The sequence below is a fragment of the Paenibacillus nuruki genome (assembly GCF_963311185.1).
In the GTDB taxonomy this organism is placed as follows: domain Bacteria; phylum Bacillota; class Bacilli; order Paenibacillales; family Paenibacillaceae; genus Saccharibacillus; species Saccharibacillus nuruki.
The window spans coordinates 4,654,685-4,675,153 of sequence record NZ_OY725677.1 but is presented as its reverse complement, the minus strand read 5'-3'; the positions used below and the strand labels follow the sequence as shown (position 1 = coordinate 4,675,153).

General features: G+C 41.6%; 19 protein-coding genes. 6 read left to right on the top strand and 13 right to left on the bottom strand.

From position 1 onward, the window contains the following. Nucleotides 1–18: 18 nt before the first annotated feature. Entirely contained in the window at nt 19–1,149 is a 1,131-nt protein-coding gene (locus RCP16_RS20735) for a nitric oxide synthase oxygenase (RefSeq protein ID WP_308641224.1), read from the bottom strand. Between the two features lie 440 nt (nt 1,150–1,589). Beyond that, the gene (locus RCP16_RS20730; RefSeq protein WP_069327677.1) at nt 1,590–2,072 is read right to left on the bottom strand and encodes a Dps family protein; all 483 of its coding nucleotides are present in this window, start codon (nt 2,070–2,072) and stop codon (nt 1,590–1,592) included. Between the two features lie 356 nt (nt 2,073–2,428). Between RCP16_RS20730 and bacA the strand changes: the two genes are divergently transcribed. The 3 genes from bacA to RCP16_RS20715 all read left to right on the top strand — a co-directional run bounded on the left by bacA (nt 2,429) and on the right by RCP16_RS20715 (nt 5,213). Further along, the gene (gene bacA / locus RCP16_RS20725) at nt 2,429–3,265 is read left to right on the top strand and encodes an undecaprenyl-diphosphate phosphatase (RefSeq protein ID WP_273592622.1); all 837 of its coding nucleotides are present in this window, start codon (nt 2,429–2,431) and stop codon (nt 3,263–3,265) included. A gap of 136 nt (nt 3,266–3,401) precedes the next feature. Beyond that, entirely contained in the window at nt 3,402–3,776 is a 375-nt protein-coding gene (locus RCP16_RS20720) for a hypothetical protein (RefSeq protein ID WP_137223124.1), read from the top strand. A gap of 102 nt (nt 3,777–3,878) precedes the next feature. Beyond that, nucleotides 3,879–5,213: a hemolysin family protein gene (locus RCP16_RS20715; protein ID WP_308641223.1), complete on the top strand. Its 1,335-nt coding sequence runs from the start codon at nt 3,879–3,881 to the stop codon at nt 5,211–5,213. Nucleotides 5,214–5,304: 91 nt separating this feature from the next. Here the strand turns inward: RCP16_RS20715 and RCP16_RS20710 are convergent, their stop codons facing one another. Both RCP16_RS20710 and RCP16_RS20705 read right to left on the bottom strand, forming a co-directional pair. Further along, nucleotides 5,305–6,363 (bottom strand): anthranilate phosphoribosyltransferase, encoded by a 1,059-nt coding sequence (locus RCP16_RS20710; RefSeq protein ID WP_137223128.1) that lies wholly within the window; start codon nt 6,361–6,363, stop codon nt 5,305–5,307. 21 nt (nt 6,364–6,384) lie between these two features. Continuing rightward, nucleotides 6,385–6,978, bottom strand: coding sequence for an ANTAR domain-containing response regulator (locus RCP16_RS20705; RefSeq protein WP_273592626.1), 594 nt, complete (start codon nt 6,976–6,978; stop codon nt 6,385–6,387). Between the two features lie 449 nt (nt 6,979–7,427). Between RCP16_RS20705 and nirB the strand changes: the two genes are divergently transcribed. The 3 genes from nirB to cobA are packed head-to-tail and all read left to right on the top strand — an operon-like array spanning nt 7,428 to nt 11,050. After that, nucleotides 7,428–9,878 carry a nitrite reductase large subunit NirB gene (gene nirB, locus RCP16_RS20700; RefSeq protein WP_308641222.1) on the top strand — a complete coding sequence of 817 codons (2,451 nt, stop codon included), beginning with the start codon at nt 7,428–7,430 and terminating at the stop codon, nt 9,876–9,878. Between the two features lie 18 nt (nt 9,879–9,896). Continuing rightward, on the top strand, nt 9,897–10,208 hold the full coding sequence (nirD, locus tag RCP16_RS20695; protein WP_069327780.1) for a nitrite reductase small subunit NirD: 312 nt from the start codon (nt 9,897–9,899) through the stop codon (nt 10,206–10,208). Between the two features lie 17 nt (nt 10,209–10,225). Beyond that, on the top strand, nt 10,226–11,050 hold the full coding sequence (gene cobA / locus RCP16_RS20690; RefSeq protein ID WP_308641221.1) for a uroporphyrinogen-III C-methyltransferase: 825 nt from the start codon (nt 10,226–10,228) through the stop codon (nt 11,048–11,050). An 11-nt stretch (nt 11,051–11,061) separates the two neighbouring features. On the opposite strand, the gene RCP16_RS20685 is transcribed toward cobA, so the two are convergent. The 9 genes from RCP16_RS20685 to RCP16_RS20645 all read right to left on the bottom strand — a co-directional run bounded on the left by RCP16_RS20685 (nt 11,062) and on the right by RCP16_RS20645 (nt 20,386). Further along, complete coding sequence (locus RCP16_RS20685) at nt 11,062–11,499, bottom strand: Imm63 family immunity protein (protein WP_308641220.1); 438 nt, start codon at nt 11,497–11,499, stop codon at nt 11,062–11,064. A gap of 212 nt (nt 11,500–11,711) precedes the next feature. Then, a complete protein-coding gene (locus RCP16_RS20680; RefSeq protein ID WP_371748133.1) occupies nt 11,712–13,484 on the bottom strand; it encodes an adenine deaminase in 1,773 nt (590 codons plus the stop codon). Then, the gene (locus tag RCP16_RS20675) at nt 13,481–14,557 is read right to left on the bottom strand and encodes an ABC transporter ATP-binding protein (RefSeq protein WP_137223138.1); all 1,077 of its coding nucleotides are present in this window, start codon (nt 14,555–14,557) and stop codon (nt 13,481–13,483) included. Before RCP16_RS20675 ends, RCP16_RS20680 begins: the two co-directional genes overlap by 4 nt. Nucleotides 14,558–14,573: 16 nt before the next feature. Further along, on the bottom strand, nt 14,574–15,365 hold the full coding sequence (locus RCP16_RS20670; RefSeq protein ID WP_069327667.1) for an ABC transporter permease: 792 nt from the start codon (nt 15,363–15,365) through the stop codon (nt 14,574–14,576). A 7-nt stretch (nt 15,366–15,372) separates the two neighbouring features. Beyond that, complete coding sequence (locus tag RCP16_RS20665) at nt 15,373–16,194, bottom strand: ABC transporter permease (protein ID WP_069327666.1); 822 nt, start codon at nt 16,192–16,194, stop codon at nt 15,373–15,375. A gap of 180 nt (nt 16,195–16,374) precedes the next feature. Then, a complete protein-coding gene (locus tag RCP16_RS20660; protein ID WP_308642517.1) occupies nt 16,375–17,367 on the bottom strand; it encodes a nucleoside hydrolase in 993 nt (330 codons plus the stop codon). An 84-nt stretch (nt 17,368–17,451) separates the two neighbouring features. Next, nucleotides 17,452–18,528: an ABC transporter substrate-binding protein gene (locus RCP16_RS20655; protein ID WP_308641219.1), complete on the bottom strand. Its 1,077-nt coding sequence runs from the start codon at nt 18,526–18,528 to the stop codon at nt 17,452–17,454. A gap of 229 nt (nt 18,529–18,757) precedes the next feature. Continuing rightward, on the bottom strand, nt 18,758–19,105 hold the full coding sequence (locus RCP16_RS20650; RefSeq protein ID WP_137223262.1) for a DUF2294 domain-containing protein: 348 nt from the start codon (nt 19,103–19,105) through the stop codon (nt 18,758–18,760). 327 nt (nt 19,106–19,432) lie between these two features. Further along, nucleotides 19,433–20,386 (bottom strand): nucleoside hydrolase, encoded by a 954-nt coding sequence (locus tag RCP16_RS20645; protein ID WP_308641218.1) that lies wholly within the window; start codon nt 20,384–20,386, stop codon nt 19,433–19,435. Nucleotides 20,387–20,469 lie beyond the last annotated feature (83 nt).

Below are 20,469 nucleotides of genomic sequence, written 5' to 3'. Positions count from 1 at the left end.
AATAATATTCCTCTCATGTTAATGAAACGGACAGCCTCCTTGCGAAGCAGAAGCTTTCTGTTCATATGGTTTATCCTGATAAAAGAAATTGGGAGTGACTACCCGATTATCATACGATTGGTGGAAAATATGTGTAGTCGCAGGTGACATTGGCGGAATAAGCCATGTCCAGTTACCGGTTACAGCACGTCCTGCTTCAGCTTCTCGTTCTTCAAATCGCTGAAATTGTGAAGCCGCTGTGTGATGATCGACAATACTCACACCTGCTTCTTTAAACGAATATAACACAGCCAAATTCAATTCAACTAATGCACGATCTTTCCATAGTGTTGCTTTACTGCTGGTATCCAATCCCATAATCTTCGCCATCTGCGGTAACAAATTATACCGATGTTCATCTGCAAAGTTACGTGCACCAATCTCTGTACCCATATACCAACCGTTAAAAGGAGCCGCTGTATAATGAATACCGCCAATATTTAGACGCATTTCAGAAACGATGGGAACAGCGTACCACTTTAATTCCAATTCTGTAAATCCCGGAAAATCAGGATGGATCATCGGCACTTCCATTACATCTGCTTGAGGAATCTCAAACCAGCGTGGTGAACCATTATGTTCACTAATGACTAATGGGAGCACATCAAACGAAGTTCCTGCCCCTGTCCAACCCAAACGTTCACAAAATTGCGTAAACTCAAGTGAAGCAGGATCACCGATTATGCCTTCTTTCGTCTGATAACCTGCATACCGAATCAATTGATGGTTCCAAATTCGCATTTCTGAGCCATCTATAGCACGAGGCCTGAAAATAGTGATCGTTGGACGCACTTTCCCTCCATTTGTAGCATACCGGATATGCTCAAGTAAAGAGTCAGCAATCTGCTCCGTTCCCTGAATATGACGTTGATCCCGTACTTTGAGATTATCCCAAAATAAACGTCCAATACAGCGATTGCTGTTACGCCATGCCATCTTAGCCCCATGCTCTAATTCTTCAAATGTATGTTCATAACTTCCATTGTTTTGAATATCATGTTCAACTTGTTGCAGACGTGCCTCTAGTTCAGCATCACTTTTGCCAAGTTCTTGATAACATTGATGCAAAAACAATGTAGCTTCTTGCATCAACGGATGTGTAACGGCCATCTATTCCACCTCATTTTATCTTATAAATTAGAATCGCTTCTACAACATATAAAAACAGGCGACGCTCTGGTGGGAGGCCGCCTGATTGGTCTGTGTATCATTATTCGGATTGTCCATATTATACGTTACAAAACAAAGCTTCGGCAGTGTTATGACACAATTGTCACAGAACGTGCACATCCTTGCTGTATAAGGGCTGAGAGACTTTCCATATCGTTCCATAAATAGCACACTCACTCTAAAATACGCATCTATACTGCATTTGGATGACTAGAATATATAGCTCATTTTATCGTTTCAAAGGAACAGTATGAGCGGCTTTAAGCCATGCGATCGCTTTCTATCTTATCGACAACAAAAGCCCTCCAGATCATACTCTGAAGGGCTTCTATATAAAGGCTATACTATACATTCATTATTGTGATCGATAACAGATGATCTTAACGACCAAGATAAGCGTTCAACATCCATGCTGCTTTTTCAATCTCGCCACGAATACCGATCAATAGATCAGCAGTCGGTTGGTCACTGACTTGCTCTGCAAGAACGATTGTTTCTGTTAATTCTGTCGATACAGTTGCGATATCTTCGACAAGTGAACTGACCATTTGGTTCGCTTGCTCTGTACCTGTTGCTTCAAGCAATGTAGACAATTCCAACTGCTCACGAAGTGTAGCTACAGGTTGACCACCGATGGCTAACAAACGCTCAGCAATATCGTCCATGTATACCGTTGCTTGATCGTACAATTCTTCGAATTTAGCATGTAGTGTAAAGAAGTTTTCACCTTTGACGTACCAGTGGAAATTGTGAAGTTTAGTATAAAGCAAAGACCAGTTTGCAATTTGTACATTCAAAGCGTTATATAATGCAGTTGTTTGTGTAGTCTCAGTTGTAGTAGAAGTGTTTTGTAGAGATGTCATAGATAATTCCTCTTTTCGTTTTATATTTTTAAATTTAGACTTATTCTAATTCCTGAATCAATCATAACAGATACTATAGAATTTGGCTAGTGTTATCTGTAAAAATTATTTTTTATGATCGACAAATTACGAGTTTATATGTTGCTAATCGTAACTATTTCTAAATAAGCAAACGCTTACTTTATCAATAACCTTTACATATCTAGTTCTTTTCGTTCAGTTTTCTGAAGATAGCACGAATGTACCTTTATAACATAGGCTATCTAGCAAATTGACGGAGTGCAGTCTTATCTCATACTATGGAGTAAGCGTAAATTACATTTATACCTATGCTCACATTAAAAGGAGGTCCGTTCGTGGATATTATTTCAGCAATTATTATGGGTATTATTGAAGGCTTGACAGAGTTCTTGCCAGTATCCAGTACCGGGCATATGATTTTGACAAGTTATTTACTTGGTCTAGATCAGAATGCAGAACAGGTCAAAACATTTGAGATTGTAGTACAACTCGGAGCCGTACTTGCGGTTGTCGTACTGTACTGGCGTAAGTTTATTGATATTTTGATGACGATTCCTGATCTATTTAATGGTCGTCTCAAAAGTAAAAATGGTATTGCTCCTCAGCGCCGTCTAAACATTTTGCATATTATTTTGGCGATGTTGCCAGCTGTGGTGGTTGGATTGATTTTGCATGACTTCATTAAAGAACACCTTTTCGGACCTATGACTGTCGTCTACAGCCTTGTTGTCGGTGGTTTGCTAATGATATATGCCGAATGGCGTAAAGGCCGCTCAGCGGGTAATATGACGGTTGATGATATTACATACAAGCAGGCTTTTGGTGTAGGCTTATTCCAGTGTCTTGCTCTATGGCCAGGATTCTCTCGTTCCGGTTCTACCATCTCAGGTGGACTATTGCTCGGGATATCTCACACTGCTGCTGCTGAATTTACATTTCTAGTGTCTGTACCGGTAATGTTCGGAGCAACAGGACTTGATCTTGTCAAAAGTGCACAGTATTTAAGTATGGATGACTTCGGATTTTTTGCAGCCGGATTTATTGCGGCTTTCCTTGTCGCTCTAGTCGCAATCAAAACATTCTTGAATCTGCTTAAACGTCTTCCATTGTATGTATTTGCTTACTATCGCTTTGCATTAGCTATTATTTTCTTTATCTTACTTACTCGTTAAGCAAAAGTTAGTATAGAGCTAATCCGTAATCTGATTCAATATTCGATATTCAGAGTTAATATATTTGTAATAATATGAATATATATAACTATACATGAGGACGACTTTACCGTCCTATTCAAATGGGAGATGCTACTTGGATACTTTACCCGCACGAAGGCGAATGATGAGTGCTGTACTGATGAGTCTAATCATGCTGTTGTTCTGTATGCCATTTCAATCAACAGATGAAGAAGACTATGACTTTGCTGTCACAACTGGAATTTATCCAGGCAAAATGACATACGGATCAGCACGGTATGCAGGTAATGTAGATGGCGGATCAAATGTGCCTACTTTACCACCAGTGATGACACTGGCTGCTTACTTTGCGATTCTGGTTCGGTATGTGCGTATATCGATCAGTCCCACTCATCTTCTTTCTTTCATCCCTCTCTTGCTCAAGCGCTTATTACTTGCAGAGCTTAAGTACCGGTCCAATTATATGGATACAGTTTCCGTACGACCTTAATCATGTCTAACACATTTGCTGATAGTAAGTGTGACTCATTCACATTAATGGATCGCGGATGCTGACCCGATAGGATCGGCACGCACGAAGGGAGAGAGTTTGTTGTCTGACAGTATTAATATAGGACTTAATTTAACGTTATTTGTAATTTTAATTATCTTTACTGCGTTTTTCGTCGTTGTGGAATTTGCGATTGTAAAAGTAAGAGGTAGTCGTATCGATCAATTGATCACCGAGGGAAACAAAAATGCTCGTTATGCGAAAGAAGTCATCTCGAATCTGGATGGTTACCTGTCTACCTGTCAATTAGGCATAACCATTACAGCGTTAGGGTTGGGTATGTTAGGAGAACCGACTGTAGAGTATATGTTATCTCCTATCTTTGCTAATTTGGGTGTTACTGAATCACTCAGTCATATTTTATCGTATGCGATTGCTTTATTATTAGTAACTTATTTCCACGTAGTTGTTGGTGAATTAACGCCGAAGACAGTGGCTTTACGCAAAGCAGAACAAGTGACGTTGTATACCGCTCGTCCGATTATCTGGTTTAACCGTTTGATGTATCCTTTTATTTTTATTTTAAATGGATCGGCTATCTTCTTAACACGATTGATTGGTCTACAACCTGCAAGCGAACATGAAGAAGCTCACTCGGAAGAAGAATTGCATATTATTTTGAATGAAAGCTATGAAAGTGGCAAAATCAATCAAAGTGAATATGGTTATGTGAGTCGTATTTTTGCTTTTGATGAAATGCTAGCCAAAGAATTAATGGTTCCTCGTACAGACATGGTGTGTTTATTTACCGAGAAATCACCGGAAGAAAATCGGATGATTATTCGTAAAGAACAATACACTCGTTTCCCTGTAGCGGAAGGAAGTAAAGATAATATTATCGGTATGATCAATACCAAGCAGTTCTTTTTAGCAGCGGAAGAAACGCCGAATCTGAATGTCGCTCCATTGATTCATCCGGTGATGTCTTTATCGGAGACCACACCTGTAAAGCATTTGCTCAAACGAATGCAACGTGAAGGAACACATATTGCGATATTAGTCGATGAATATGGCGGGACTTCAGGGATGATTACGATTGAAGATATTTTGGAAGAAATCGTGGGCGAGATTCGCGATGAATTCGATGCCGATGAAGAAGATGAAATTCAACAAATTGCTCCACATCATCTGATTGTCGATGGTAAAGTATTTATCAACCGTGTCAACGATCTGTTAGGTACGGATCTGGATGATGAGGAATTGGATACGATCAGTGGTTGGTTATACGGTCAACGTCCTGATCTTGCCATTGGAGCAATCTATGAATTTGAAGATCTGACGTTCAAAGTATTGCGTCGTAGCGCACGTCGTTATCGCAAGCTAGAAATTGTCAAAAAAGTAGTCGAAACCGATGAAAATGAAGATACCGAATCATAATGGTATCTGATCTGGATGATCCTCATTCAATCATTGGCTAAAAACATTAAAACCGCTTTTTCCTCAACAGGAGAAGCGGTTTTTTGTATGTTTATATCTTCCCAAGCGATAACATATTAGGCTGTTCGCCACGCATCAACTGACCCCAGTGACAGTAGACTTGATAAGCTTTGCCACTTTCCAATATAGACTTAGCGGTATATACGCCTTCTTCAATCGAGCCTGTCTGGCCTGTTAATGCTAAGCGGTAAGCACTATTGAGTAGTACTTGATTAGTAAATGCAAGATCAGCTTGTCCGCGTAACACCTGTTCGGTCACTTCGATCTGTGTAGCGGCTGTCCAGCTTATTTCAGGCAACGAAATATCAAGTCCATACACTTCAGGATCTATAATCTCCATACGAGCTTCACCATGTTCTACTACATACGTACGTGTAGGACGATCAATAAATAAATCTTCCGACCCCTCTGCTCCCTGAATAATAGCTGCACGCTGATAATCCAGCCGTTGCAATACTTTAGCAATTCGTTCAAAAAACGTATTATGGAACACGCCATATACTAGATAAGGAGAATGACTATAATTCATTAATTTCTCAGCGCTATTCAGGATCGTACGTACGCCTATTTCTTCACGTAATGTACGCAAAGCACCAAGAGGAGGACACCACTGCTCTGCTGATACAAATAATAACCCTGTTTCTTGGGCGGCATATAGAGATTGATCTCGTGTTAGGTGATCGGTATTGACTCCCATTTCACGCAACAACAAAGGCAATGTGACTCCCCATTTAGGAGGTAGTGGCTCACTACCATGTAACGTCACTTTTTGACCTGTGGATGCTAGCACAAATGAAGTCGCAAAGCTGGCGATAAACGAAGCCGTACGTCCATCATAAGGCGCTGCACAATCTAGACTATTGATCGAAGAAGTACGTAGTGCATATTTACGACAGATATCTACGAACGCATGCATTTCTTCTATATTTTCCATCTTCATCCGTTCTGCCATCAAAAAAGCACCGATCTGTACATCAGACGCTTCTCGATTCAAAATCATTTCGCCTACCGCTATCGCTTCATCATAAGTAAGATCTCTGGAACCTCTTTTGCCTCGACCTACTTCTTTCAGTATGTCCGTCATGTTCACGTCAGGTTCCTCCTTTGACTATTAAGATTGTAACAATTGATGGGCTTTAACGATCGCTGTGGCAACATCTACAAGGCGTTTACGATCGTTCATCGCTTTTTTACGTAAAATGTCATAGGCTTCTGCTTCAGAGATCTTTTTCATATCTGCTAAAATGCCTTTTGCCATATCGATCCACTTTCGATCTTCTAAGCGGGAGACCAATTGCTGACGTTCGCTATGCCATTGTTGCCTTTCGACGCAGATCTTAGCTGCAAAATGAAGTGCCCAGTGAAGGTCTTGTTCTTTCATGGTAGGTGTAAGAATCCCATCAATAGCACTTTCCATTTCACAGGCTTGGACAGAAGAAGAGGTGGTATATGGACTGCACCACCATAACATCGGGATATTGCGTGAATGCGTCAGAATATGTTCGAGGATAGCAATCTCTTCAATAGGTAGATCAAGCACTACAGCATCGGCTTTGGTTAACAAAGATTTGACATCATCAGCCCCAACTGAAATCGACGCCTGATACCCGTTATCTTCCAGCAAAGTCTCAGGTAATACCACAGACTCTAGCTGATCCGGACCACAGATCATATTATTCATACGGATAATCAGTAAAGAACGCATTGAGAGGTACTCCCTCCTCATATCACTTAATACTTTATATGAAATATATAATAGAAAATATCACATGAAAAGCTAAATTTTAAAGTAAATATATATATTTCAGCTCTTTTTTGAGAAAAAGAAAGTAAATGAGGCTATTTCGATATTTATCATGTAAACATAATTAACTTCTAATTTCAAATAAAATTTTTATGTTATTTATATTGACATGTAATTATACATCTTTTATAGTTGGTTTATCGAAAAACAACATGTTTAGCTTGTTGCATCATTATGTTGAACTACATTTCTTTTGAATATCATAGATACAATGGAGTATCTAAATCATAGACGGCAATGAAGCCTGTCTCTACCCTATATCAGAGTACCAAGCGTTTCGCACGCTTATCTCTGGTTGGAATGAGACAGGCTTTTTATATTTTACAGAGATTATAGGAGGAGAGATCATCATGACAACACCCAAAAAATTAGTACTGATCGGAAACGGAATGGCAGGCGTATGGACGATAGAGCATTTACTGAAGCTAGCACCACATGCATATGAGATCACTATTTTTGGAGCAGAACCTCATCCGAACTATAATCGTATCTTATTATCTACCGTGCTTGCAGGTGGCGCTTCGATCAACGATATCATTATCAATGACCATGATTGGTACAGTGACAATCAGATCACTCTACATACAGGTGATCCAGTCGTGCGTATAGATGCGCAGAACCGTCAGGTCATTGCTGCTTCTGGCTTGCATGTTGACTATGATGAAGTGATTATTGCAACAGGTTCAAGAGCCTTTATCCCACCTATTCCGGGTTCAGACAAAGACGGAGTGATTGGTTTTCGAGATATCAAAGATTGCGAGACCATGATCTCAACCGCTCAGACTCATCGTAAAGCAGCTGTTGTCGGGGGCGGACTGCTTGGACTTGAAGCGGCACGCGGATTACTGAATCTGGGTATGGATGTCACCGTTATTCATATTAATGAACATTTGATGGATCGCCAGCTTGATCTTCCCGCAGGATTGATGCTTCAAGAGCAGTTAGAAGCTCAGGGCATGAAGTTCTTACTAGGTAAGCGTACCGTTGAATTAACCGGTAAGCGCAGAGTCACAGGGCTTCGATTCACAGATGGTGAATCATTGGACGCTGATCTTGTGGTGATGGCAGTAGGGATTCGTCCTAATATTGATGTAGCTTTATCTTCAGCACTTCAAATAAATCGCGGAATTGTAGTCGATGATCATCTGCATACGAATATTCCTCATATTTCAGCCGTCGGTGAGTGTGCAGAACATCGAGGCATTGGATACGGGTTAGTTGCTCCCTTATATGAACAAGGTGCTGTACTTGCTAAACGTCTCGCAGGACTAGACACTGTCGGGTACGAGGGCTCGGTTACTTCGACCAAACTCAAAGTTGCCGGTGTAGATGTATTTTCAGCAGGACAATTTGCAGATACAAAACAGACCAAGTCGCTACGTATGCAAGATGATATCGATCATATTTACAAAAAATTAGTTATTCAAGATGGTAAATTAATCGGAGCTGTATTGTTCGGAGATACGTCTGAAGGCAGTTCATTGTTCTCTTTGATCAAAAGTGGTGAGTCGATTGTCGGACGTGAAAAAGAATTGCTCACTGGTTATGTAGCTGGTGCGGCGGCAGTATCTCCTTTGCAACGATTAGAAAGTATGGCTGATGACGAAATCGTATGTGGTTGTAACGGTGTTAGCAAAGCAGCGATCGGTGATGCAGTACTGAATCAAGGTTGTCATACGATGGGATCACTCAAAGCTTGTACCAAAGCTTCTGCTTCTTGCGGAGGTTGTGCTCCACTTGTAGAAGGATTGCTTCAATATTATGCGGGAGATTCGGCTCAAGTAGCGGTCAAAGAAGGCATGTGCGGCTGTACTTCACTACAACGTGACGAGATTGTAGAGCAGATCAAAACGATGGGTCTCAAAACAGTCAAAGAAGTGATGAATGTACTGGAATGGCGTGAACCTGAAGGCTGTTCCAAATGCCGTCCAGCACTCAACTATTATCTAGGCATGTTATTTCCAGCAGAATATGAAGATGAAAAAGAATCTCGCTTCACCAATGAACGGTATCATGCCAATATTCAAAAAGACGGTACGTATTCAGTGGTTCCTCGTATCTATGGCGGAGTCACCTCACCTGCTGATCTCAAAAAGATAGCTAATGTAGCTGAAAAATATAATGTACCACTCGTTAAATTTACAGGTGGTCAACGATTAGATTTACTCGGTATCCAAAAAGAAGACCTGCCTAAAATCTGGGAAGAATTAGATATGCCTTCCGGTCATGCTTATGGCAAAACATTACGTACAGTCAAAACATGTGTGGGTAATACGTTCTGCCGCTTTGGGACACAAGATGCGATGGCAATGGGAATCAAAATGGAAAAAGCATATGAACGCTTAACTGGCCCTGCCAAAATAAAATTAGCAGTCTCTGGATGTCCACGTAACTGTGCAGAAGCGACAATCAAAGATTTGGGCTTAGTGGCTATCGATGGCGGTTGGGAACTGCATGTGGGAGGCAATGGTGGTGTTAAAGTACGGGCTGCCGAACTGCTATGCACAGTCAAAACAGAAGAAGAAGTGATGGAATGGTCCAGCGCGTATTTACAATATTATCGTGAACATGCTCGCTTTAATGAACGCACCGCCGCATGGATTGAACGTGTAGGTCTAGATCATGTCAAAGAAGCACTTGCCGATCAACAGACTCGCTTGGAGCTAGTCAGTCGTATAGAAGAAACGCTGAGTTATACTTCTGATCCGTGGAAAGAAATTATTGCCAAAGACGAATTACGCAAAAACTTTGAACCTTTGAACCAAGCACCATTAACCGGATCGACCACATCTATCCATTAAGGGGGAACTGCGATGACGATGACCAAATTACATGTAGGGCATATTCAAGACATCGATAAAAAAGGATCACGTACTTTCCAACTAGGTGAGACCGAGATTGCTTTGTTTCACCTTAGTGATGGTAGTATTCATGCCGTTGAAAATAGCTGCCCTCACAAAAAAGGACGATTATCTGAAGGGATGGTCTGCGGGACAGCGATTCATTGTCCTTTACATGATTGGAAAATCGATCTACGAAGTGGCAAAGTACAAGAACCTGATGAAGGTTGTGTGCACACGTACAATACAGAAGTCGATCCTGATAGTGGAGCGATCTATATCACATTTTGAGCAAAGGAGTGGTGAAGATGAATAGAGCATATGGCCCAGTAAGCATTATCGGGGCAGGTCCAGGTGATCCTGAATTGATTACAGTTAAAGCATTACGGCGGATTCAGCAAGCCGATGTGATTATGTATGATCGTCTGGTGAATGACGAGTTGTTAACCTATGCCCGTCCAGATGCACAGAGGCTATTTTGTGGTAAAGCGCCTGGATTGCATCATATGAATCAAGCCACTATTCATCGTACACTACTCTCTTATGCATCAGCAGGTCATGCTGTGGTTCGACTCAAAGGAGGCGACCCCTTTGTTTTTGGACGGGGTGCAGAAGAAGCTTTATTTCTAGCTGAACATCATATTCCTTATGAGATTGTACCGGGTATCACATCAGCGATTGGAACAGCCGCCAGTGCTTCGATTCCGCTTACTCATCGTGGTGTAGCCACATCATTTGCTTGTATTACGGTCTGCCGGGCGAATCCAGCGATTGAGCCAACCACGACAGAATCGATATTCTCTTCCGCTCCACTGGTATCTCCGTCCCCTGTGCGGTGGGATCTACTCGCTCACAGCGTGGATACACTGGCAATCTATATGGGTGTCAGTCAATTGGAAGAAATCTGTAGCGAACTGATCTTTTGCGGTAAACCTTCTACAACCCCTGTCGCTATTATCGAAAATGGAACAACCGAAGCCGAGCGCATATTTACAGGTACACTGGCGGATATCACTCAAATAGCCACTGTCGCTCATGTGAGTAATCCAGCGATGATTATTATCGGCGCAGTGGTCAACATCCGGGAACAATTAATACAGATGAAGCATCAAGCCCATCAAATGATCGGGTAACCTTTATGATGCTAGATTGATTCTATATCTGCTCGTTTACCTTTCTCATGCCACCATTGTGCATATATGCCGCCAATCGCATCAAATATTTGCGTCTGATCATGTTGCCATTCTGCTACTAGCTGTTCATCATATGTAAGAAAAGAGGTTTTGTTATCGACTTTGTATTTGCGTAATAAGCGAATATGAGTCACCAGTTCAATCGTATACGCTAATATCCAGTACAACATCGCATCCTCATCGTATATCATTTTGGTAAACACATTTTGTCCACGTTCATACATCTGTAGTCGGTATCCTGTAGCAGTCAGTTCGACAAAAGGAGCAAAGTCTTCTCGAAAAGATGACATAAACGGATTCGTAATATAATTGATATACTCTTCTTTCAGTAAAGAAGTACGTTGCAACAACGAATGTAATTGTTCTATATACTGTGCTTGTGTTTTCATACAGATACCTCCTGAATAGTTATCATCGTATGCTCTATTTTCGCTATATGTAATCTATCCTACACGTTTTTGGGATATCGTCAAAAAAGTAGCGAATCTAAAAAAGCCGTTTTCCTTTATGTAGAGGAGCAACGGCTTTTTTAGTATGACTATTTTGAATAATTATGCTTTTCATCATTTCAGGTAGAGATAGCATAAAAGATGATGCAGTCTTAATAGGAAGAATTCATACTATTTCGAGTAGCTCCTGTTAATAAAGGAACCACTTTCCCATGATTAACATCAATAAGACCGTAATCAGTAATTTTGAGTGCAGGGCTAACGGGCAACGAATGCGTACTAATCGACATGATCGGATTATAATGCTTATACCCTAATTCACGCATAGCCGTAACCAGTTGATCCACAGCAACAGCTGTTTCTTCCAGTGGGGCTTCTGTTAAAATACCACCTACAGGTAAATGTAGGGAAGCGATGATTTCTCCATCTAATACGACACAGAATCCACCCTGCTTACTAATCACTTCATTGGCTGCTATTGCCATATCTTGTGGATTACGACCGACGACAAGCAGATTATGATTGTCATGTGAATAGGTGGTTGCTATCGCCCCACGTGTAATCGTATCTCCACCGATCAGACCATACGCATGATTTCCATTTTTTCCATACCGCTCAAATGTAGCGATCAATCCATACCCGCTCTGTTCCCACATCAACTGCTGATTACGCACACTTACATCAGTTAGACGTTCTTCGGTAAAGGTTGATCCGTCTTTGACCATCATTACCCGACATTCATACAGACCGTCATCGTTATGAACTGGAACTTGAAAATGTTGCTCGTTCAGTAGCTCTAACTTCACACTCTGATAAAAGTGAGCTGGGAATTGTGGTTGGGAAGAAGGCTGTATATACGGCTGATCCTGCTGATACACACACAATCCTTTTTTGTAAACTTCATCAATCTGGAACTGCTCGATATCGGATAGTAAAATAAAATCGGCTAATTTACCGGGTGCTATGGCTCCACGATCACTCATATTCATTCTTCTTGCAGGTGTAAAGGTAGCTGCATAGACTGCTGCTTCAGGTGCCATTCCCATCTGAATCGCTTTACGGACGATATAATCGAGATGTCCACGCCACGCTAGACTATCGGTCATCACATCATCTGTCACAAAGCAGAAATGTTCTGCAACATCATGATGAATCATATAATCCATAATTTCCGGTGTCATTGATTTCTCTTGCAGTTCAATAAACATCCCTGCTGCTATACGCTCTGTCATTCCTTCAATACTCTGATGGGTATGATCAGAATCGATTCCTGCTGTGATCAATTGATGGAGATCTAGATCAAGTAACTTGGGCGTATGCCCTTCGATAACAAGATGTGGATAATTCGTCTTCATATGACGTAAAATTTGATTCGTTTTACATTCTGGATCACGTATCACATCGACATAGTTCATAATTTCGCCCAGACAGATAATCGACTCCGTGCGCATCAACTCGTCGATATCCGCAATTTCGATAGAACCGCCTGTTGTTTCCAGCGGTGTGGCGGGTACAGAGCTAGGAATACTATACATCATATCGCACGTCACATCTTGACTGGCGGCAATCATTTCTTTGACCCCTTCAAGCCCGAATACATTAGCCATCTCATGCGGTTCAGGTACGATCGTTGTGACTCCGCGGCGTAAAATGCCGTGAGAAAAGGTCGCTGGCGTGACCATCGAGCTTTCAATATGCAAATGAATATCGATTAGACCGGGGATCATATACCGTCTATGACCTTCGATGATCTGCTCGGCGGCAAAACGATCACTGCTTTGTTGACCAATATATAGAAATTTGTCTCCCTTAACGGCTACATCGCCTGTACGAAATTCTTTATAGTAACTATTGTAAACCTGAACATTGGTGATAAGCAGATCTACAGCGATTGGAGAGGATGCAGATGTATTTACACTACTCATTGTCCCACCATCACAATCTTATCCGCTGGAAAAGTAATCATCACCTGTTGACCCGGTGCAATCGGGATATCCATTTCTTGATTAACTGTAAATGCGCCTAACGCCGTCTGTACTTCAAATTGATAACTTCGTCCTAGATACGTGCTGACTTTGACTGTTCCTGGTACTTGATTGGACAGAGACTTTTGCAGATCCGTCAGTTGACCTAAAGGTATAATACGTAAATCTTCCGGACGGATCGCGCCTTTGTACGTGTTCGCTGTCGATTGACCGGCTTGTAATTGCACATCAAATCCGTAATCTCCAATCGTCCACTCTAGCCCTGTATTTCCTTGACGAGTCCCATCAAACACCAAAAAGTTATTAAACCCGATAAAACGAGCGACATATTCGGTTTTGGGATACTGGTAGATATCGGTAGGAGCACCTAATTGCTCGATTTTGCCAGCGTTCATAATTGCTACTTGGTCGGAGATCGAAAAACATTCTTCCTGATCATGAGATACGTAGACCGCAGTCATTCCTAATTCTTGCTGTAAACGACGAATCTCAACACGCATCGTCACTCGGAGATTAGCATCCAGATTACTTAACGGTTCATCAAATAGTAGCAGATCCGGTTCAATCACCAGTGCGCGGGCAATAGCTACACGTTGCCGTTGTCCACCAGACAATTCTTGCGGGAACCGCTTTTCAAAGCCATTCAGACTAACGATATCAAGCATACGTAATACTTTTTCTTTCACTTGCGCTTCTTTCATTTTGCGCAGACGTAAGCCGAACGCTACATTATCATAGACCGACAAATGTGGAAATAACGCATAACTTTGAAAAACAAATCCAAAATTGCGTTTGTTCACAGGTAGGTGGGTATAATCACGCCCGTCGAACATAAATTTGCCACCTTTTGCCTCCAAAAAGCCTGCAATCAGACGCAATGTGGTTGTTTTGCCACAGCCGCTTGGTCCGAGTAATGAAAGTAATTTACCTTCTTCTAATTTGAGATCGAAATTCTCCAAAATCAGGTGGTTATCATACGCCACCGATACCTGTTCTAAGCTGAGTAATGTCATCGTCGTATGCCTCCCCTTATCGTTTGGTAAAGTAAGCCAGTCCACCCATCAGGCGCTCAATCACGAACATCAATAGACCGGTCAATATCATCAATACGACCGAAATCGCAGCTATTGTTGGATCAAAATAATTCTGTACATACGTCAACATTTGGATCGGCAATGTACTAATTCCCGGTCCTGTCATAAATACAGAGATATCGACATTATTGAATGACTCCAGAAAAGCGATCAATACCGCCGCCATAATGCCTGAGCGAATATTCGGTAATACCACTCTGAAAAAAGCTTGTAAACGCCCTGCACCAAGACTGACTGCCGCTTCTTCGATTGAAAAATCAAAGTTCGATAGACTGGAACCAATCACTCGAATAATAAACGGCAACATAATGACTGTATGCCCGACTAAGAGACCTGCATAAATTGGCAATTGGTACATGACCAGTACATATTTGAGCATCGTAAAACCAAGTACAATACCGGGAATCAACACCGGTGATAAAAAGATCGCATTGAGCAAATCACGTCCGCGAAAGTGATATCGACTTAGCGCGTATGCCGCAGGTACACCCAGAATCAGAGCAAGTAAATTCCCCAATAACGAAATAATAATAGAGGTGACAAACGTCTTCGGAAACATATCGACTGCCCATATATTTTGATACCATTTGAGTGAAAATCCATCCGGTGGAAATTTCAATACTGTGCCCGGTCCGAATGAGGTGACCGAGATGATCACCAGTGGTCCTAGCAGAAAAATAAAAACTAACGTGCTAAATATCGCCAGTCCGTAATGTTTTTCTTTCATCTTCGTCTCACCCCTTCGGATTCAATTTCGTAGCTACTTTGTTCATCAATCCTACAACAACCAGTGTAATCACAATCATAATCGTAGCGATCACTGAAGCTAGATACCAATCATTTAATGTCATTGCATTCTGATATAGGAATGTAGAGATTACCCGTTCTTTGCCTCCAAGCAAGGCTGGAGTGGTATACGCGGTTAGACTACCGACAAATACAAGTACACTTCCGATGATCAGACCCGGAATCGTGAGCGGAAATAATACTTTACGCAATGCTGTAAACCGAGAAGCGCCCAGACTTTCTGCGGCACGAATCAGTTCACTATCTACATTTTCCATCACACCTACAAGTGTAATAATGATCAATGGTAAAAATAGATGCACCAGTCCGATAATCATCGCTGTTGGTGTATACAAAATTTCGATCGGTTTATCGACAATCCCAGTAGCAACCAGAGCATTATTCACCAGACCTTTACGTCCTAGAATAATCATCCAGCTAAACGAGCGCACAACAGGGCTGGTCAACAATGGAAAAATAGATAAAGCTAGTAAAATCCCTTTTTTTCGTGTACCCAAGCGAGAAATATAGTAAGCCACCGGATAACCAAGAGCGATACAGATCACAGTTGTAAATACACTCACTCGTAGAGTTGTCAGTAGAATCCGGTTGAAATACGCATCTTTGAAAAAGTACAGATACCCTTCCAAGGTAGGCTTGCCTTCTTGCACAAACGTTGAGCCAATCGTCAATATAATCGGGATCAGCATAAATACGGTAAGGAACAGCAGCCCGGGTAGGAGCAGCCAGTACATCTTATTGATTTTCATAGGTGGATACGCTCCTATCTGAGCAGAATTAAGGTGGTTCTTAGGGATAGAGCAATTGGTTTTACTTTTAGAAAATCCACCCTATCTTCAATGGTACCGAGTATAAGAACAAAGTCTTTCCTGAAGCGGATACCCTAACCACATCAAAAGTTAAATGATTAGTCCACTCTAAGCACACTGCTATTTTAAAGAAATCTGCTCTGCATTTTCGATCAGTTCTAGTTCTACACTTGCTATAGGCTCGGTTGCTTTGAGATTACTAAGGGATTCCAAAAAGATTTTGAAAAAGGCGATATGGTTGACCGTTAGAGCGACTTGGACGTTGGGTTGTTTGCCTAGACGATTTTGAAAATCGCATACCGTTTGTCCATCGCATAAATCGCTGTTGGTTTCGATATCGACGTGATATAACGTGGTGCTAATCACATCGGGATACAGAGCGGCGGCTACAGCAAGCGGGTCATGCATAGCGCATGCTTTGACTCCATTGCGTTGTTCGTAGCGCTCCATATAAGCGGATGTGCTCTGACCTACATACACTGCGATTTCAGGTTGAGCGGTACGATTGAGCGCACCAAGATGGTTATTGTTTAGCAATACTTTGCGTGTCACATCTAACGGTACAAGGACTAGATTAGCAAAGCCTGCGTTTAGGACTTGCTTGGCGGCTTCAGGATCGACGTACATATTGTATTCGGCTGTTGGTGTGATATTACCGTATTCATTAACGGCTCCACCCATGATGACGATTTCTTTGACGTTAGCGACAATCTCCGGCTGTTGTTGAATCGCTAATGCTACATTGGTCAGTGGTGCCGTGAGAATCAACGTGATCTCGCCGGGATGGCTCATAATTTGCTCAATCATAAATTCATGAGCGGCTTGAGGTTGAACCTGCTGCTCCACTTGCATCTCCGTTAAGGCGCCACCGATCCCATCATTACCATGAACCGAATGTTCGAATCGAGGCGCTCGAACTAAAGGAGCATCTGCTCCTGCAAAAACAGGAATATCGGTACGATCGATCAACTGTAGAATTTTGAATGTATTCGTCGTCGCTTGCTGCATGGATACATTCCCATTAACCGTTGTAATCCCTAAAATGTCACAACTTCCACTACCAACAGCTAGCATGATTCCAAGCGCATCATCGATTCCTGTGTCGACATCCATAATGACTTTCCGTTGCCCTGCACTCAAAATACATCCTCCTTTGATCTTTAAGATATGGTTGTAAAGATCGTACTTTATTGGAGCTTAACCTCCAATTTCGCGGTTCCAACGATCTGTCCATACCGGCATACTTTTATTTACAAATTCCATATCTAACTTACGTAGATTCTCTATAATATCTGCACCATACGTAATTCCTTGTGCTTCTTCATCTGTCAGTACCACATCTTTATTAACAGGAGAATCAACTTTGGCTTTGGCAGATTTCTCTTGTACGTCTTTGCTCAACTGCCAGTCGATAAATTCTTCAGCCAGTTCTTTGTTATCGCTACCTTTGACGATGTTCACTGTATTAATAACGGCATAAGCTCCTTCGGATGGAGTGACGAACTTCGCACCCGGTACAGCGGCTTGAATATCTTTGAAATACATTTCCATAATCGGGCCACCGGCAATCTCTTCTTGTCCGATCATATTGACGTATTCCGAGGTTTGGCTATAGTATTTGACCACACTCGGGTCTAATTGTTTTAATTGAGTAAATGCTGCATCTTCGTTAAATTCTTTATTGCCTGCTACACGTGAAGCGGCATCGATCATCATCGGGCCTGCGGTTGCTGTAATCGCTGGCATCGTTAAGTTATTAGCAAATTCAGGCTTCCATAGATCGCTCCAAGAAGTTACCTCACCACTCACTAATGCTGGATTGTAGGCGATACCGAGCTGAGCTACCGTATAAGCAGGGCCATATTTTTCGCCATTGGGTGCTTTGGCAATATCATAAATCTGATCTAAATTCGTCAATTGGGTACGATCAATCGGTTCTAGTAAATTATCGTCAATCGCTTGTTGGGCATAATAATCAGAGAGGTAGATGAGATCCACATTCGTACTGCCCTGACGAATTTTGTTTAATCGTTCTGCATTGTTACCTGTTTCGAGTACGATTTTGACATTGTGTTCTTTTTCAAATGGTTGGAATACCGATTCTTGTAGAAAATCTTCGGAAAAGCCCCATGTCGAGATAACCAGTTCCTTTTGTCCGTCTGCATTGCCACCTGTGCTTGCATTACCGTTCTGATCAATCGTTGTTCCACAACCTGCAAGCCCTACACCTGCTAATGTTAATGCCAGCAATCCACTCATCCACTTTTTACTCATTGTTTGGTTTCCCCTCTCAAATGGTTGATTCTGAATAACAATGTTGCAACAATTACCTATAAACAAACAAAAAAGAAAAGTATCCTTGTAAGAACAAGAACACTTTTCTTCGATAAACAAAGCAAAGCGGTACCCGTTACAAACTGATCTGCATCCGGTCACCTTTTAAGATAGATCAAAAAAGGAAATCCGCCAGTCAGGTTGGCGTGTCAGTTGAAACCAGCTTGCGTTATTGATTCTCTGCCAGTACCACATTGGTAAAAGCCCATTGGGTAGACGCATCATAATCGCGCAATATAGCTTCAATATTCAATTGTAATTCTTGTTCTAACTTCTCACGAAATTTGCGCTTATAGACAGTCGATAAACGAAAATCGACTTCCTGCTTGAGTGCAGGATCTTCGCCTTCAAGAGCAGCCGACCGCGGAGAACGTCGGTGTCTGGCTTGAAAAGTAATAATATGATCTTCAACCGTAACTCGTAACAACGTAGTTCCGTAACCAAATAGTTCTTTGGATACTTCGTTATACAACTGTGCCATTTTCTTTTTGGACTCATTATGATCCAGAAGATTCATCTTATCACCTTCACTGGTAAATGTCGTACGTTTGGTTCGTCCGACCTCGTTATTATACATAAATTAATAGCGTGGAGCAACATAATTAGGCTATTTAAAATAAATTTTGTTCTATAAGCGAACATTACGTGTAAGCATATTCCAATTCATCCGTTTTATTGAGCTTCAATTTCTACTATTTTGTCTAGAAAATGAATGTAATTATTCTATATCTTATCTATCCTACACCTTTTTGGGATATCGTCAAAAATCCGCCTGTAGTTGACCTAGTATATAGGTTTGGACAGACGGATCATATACAGCTTGGAATGTATGCTATCTGATGTATTAATAACGAGCAGGTGCTGATTTCTTCGCAAGTTCTATCATATAATCAAAAAACGCAGTCGGATTCGTATCATAGACAAAATTCACTGGACGACCATCTGCTTGTTCTACAGTTCTACCTTGTGATGGACCATCTGGAATCACTACGCAATGAACGACTTTTTTCTGTACAATATCTGGACGACCAATGGATAACGTAGTCAGTACATCCCAGAAGTAGTAGGTTGAATTGTTCTCCATATGTACAAGTGGTGGACAACAAGCATAGCAGTTACCTAAGAAATCAACACCTTCATAACGACGATCGGTTGACCAGCGTTTACGGATGTTAAGGTCTAAAGGCACTTTGATCGTGCTTTCCAAAGCAACAAGATCAATCACAATATTACTTTGCCATACACGGTGTGCCGCTTCCGGGTCCCAGAACACATTCCATTCTGCACTTCCATCATGTTCAGGTTCATCGACATTGCCATGTGCGAATCCGCCACCCATCCAGACTAATTTTTCAATTTTGTCTTCGATCTCTGGTGCTTCATCTAGAGCACGCGCTAGATCGGTAAGAGGGCCGGTAAATAGTAATGTTGTTTTACCTTCCGTCTGTAGCAATTGTTGAATCATATGACGGTGAGCCGGCAATTCAGCCAGTGGTGCTTCCATCGTACCCGATTCATTTAAGATCGGTAATGCATCTACATAAAAGGTATGCATCCGCCAAGCCGCAGGAAATGGATTTTTACCCCGTGAATTAGAACGAGCCACTTCAGGTACATATTTGCCAAAACGGTCGATAATTTTACGACTCGCTGCTGCTCCTGGCTCCAAATAGCCATCGGCTGGAATAACGGATACACCTGTTAATTTTACATTGTCCATCTGCAATAACATAAATAGAGATACTAGATCATCGACTCCAGCATCATGGTTAAAATAAACCGATTGAACTTGTGACATGATTACTTGTTCCCCCTGTAGTGCATCTTTTACTGACGATGCTTGAATTTCACGTTCTCTCTATTCATATCATAATGCCCCCC

Bases quoted from the DNA above. Each gene is read 5' to 3' on its own strand.
- RCP16_RS20650 (WP_137223262.1), bottom strand. From the start codon at position 19,105: ATGAATCTTCTGGATCATAATGAGTCCAAAAAGAAAATGGCACAGTTG.
- nirB (WP_308641222.1), top strand. From the start codon at position 7,428: ATGACAACACCCAAAAAATTAGTACTGATCGGAAACGGAATGGCAGGC.
- RCP16_RS20680 (WP_371748133.1), bottom strand. From the start codon at position 13,484: ATGAGTAGTGTAAATACATCTGCATCCTCTCCAATCGCTGTAGATCTG.
- RCP16_RS20655 (WP_308641219.1), bottom strand. From the start codon at position 18,528: ATGAGTAAAAAGTGGATGAGTGGATTGCTGGCATTAACATTAGCAGGT.
- RCP16_RS20730 (WP_069327677.1), bottom strand. From the start codon at position 2,072: ATGACATCTCTACAAAACACTTCTACTACAACTGAGACTACACAAACA.
- cobA (WP_308641221.1), top strand. From the start codon at position 10,226: ATGAATAGAGCATATGGCCCAGTAAGCATTATCGGGGCAGGTCCAGGT.
- nirD (WP_069327780.1), top strand. From the start codon at position 9,897: ATGACCAAATTACATGTAGGGCATATTCAAGACATCGATAAAAAAGGA.
- RCP16_RS20660 (WP_308642517.1), bottom strand. From the start codon at position 17,367: ATGGATGTCGACACAGGAATCGATGATGCGCTTGGAATCATGCTAGCT.
- RCP16_RS20705 (WP_273592626.1), bottom strand. From the start codon at position 6,978: ATGCGTTCTTTACTGATTATCCGTATGAATAATATGATCTGTGGTCCG.
- RCP16_RS20645 (WP_308641218.1), bottom strand. From the start codon at position 20,386: ATGTCACAAGTTCAATCGGTTTATTTTAACCATGATGCTGGAGTCGAT.
- RCP16_RS20670 (WP_069327667.1), bottom strand. From the start codon at position 15,365: ATGAAAGAAAAACATTACGGACTGGCGATATTTAGCACGTTAGTTTTT.
- RCP16_RS20665 (WP_069327666.1), bottom strand. From the start codon at position 16,194: ATGAAAATCAATAAGATGTACTGGCTGCTCCTACCCGGGCTGCTGTTC.
- RCP16_RS20685 (WP_308641220.1), bottom strand. From the start codon at position 11,499: ATGAAAACACAAGCACAGTATATAGAACAATTACATTCGTTGTTGCAA.
- RCP16_RS20735 (WP_308641224.1), bottom strand. From the start codon at position 1,149: ATGGCCGTTACACATCCGTTGATGCAAGAAGCTACATTGTTTTTGCAT.
- RCP16_RS20675 (WP_137223138.1), bottom strand. From the start codon at position 14,557: ATGACATTACTCAGCTTAGAACAGGTATCGGTGGCGTATGATAACCAC.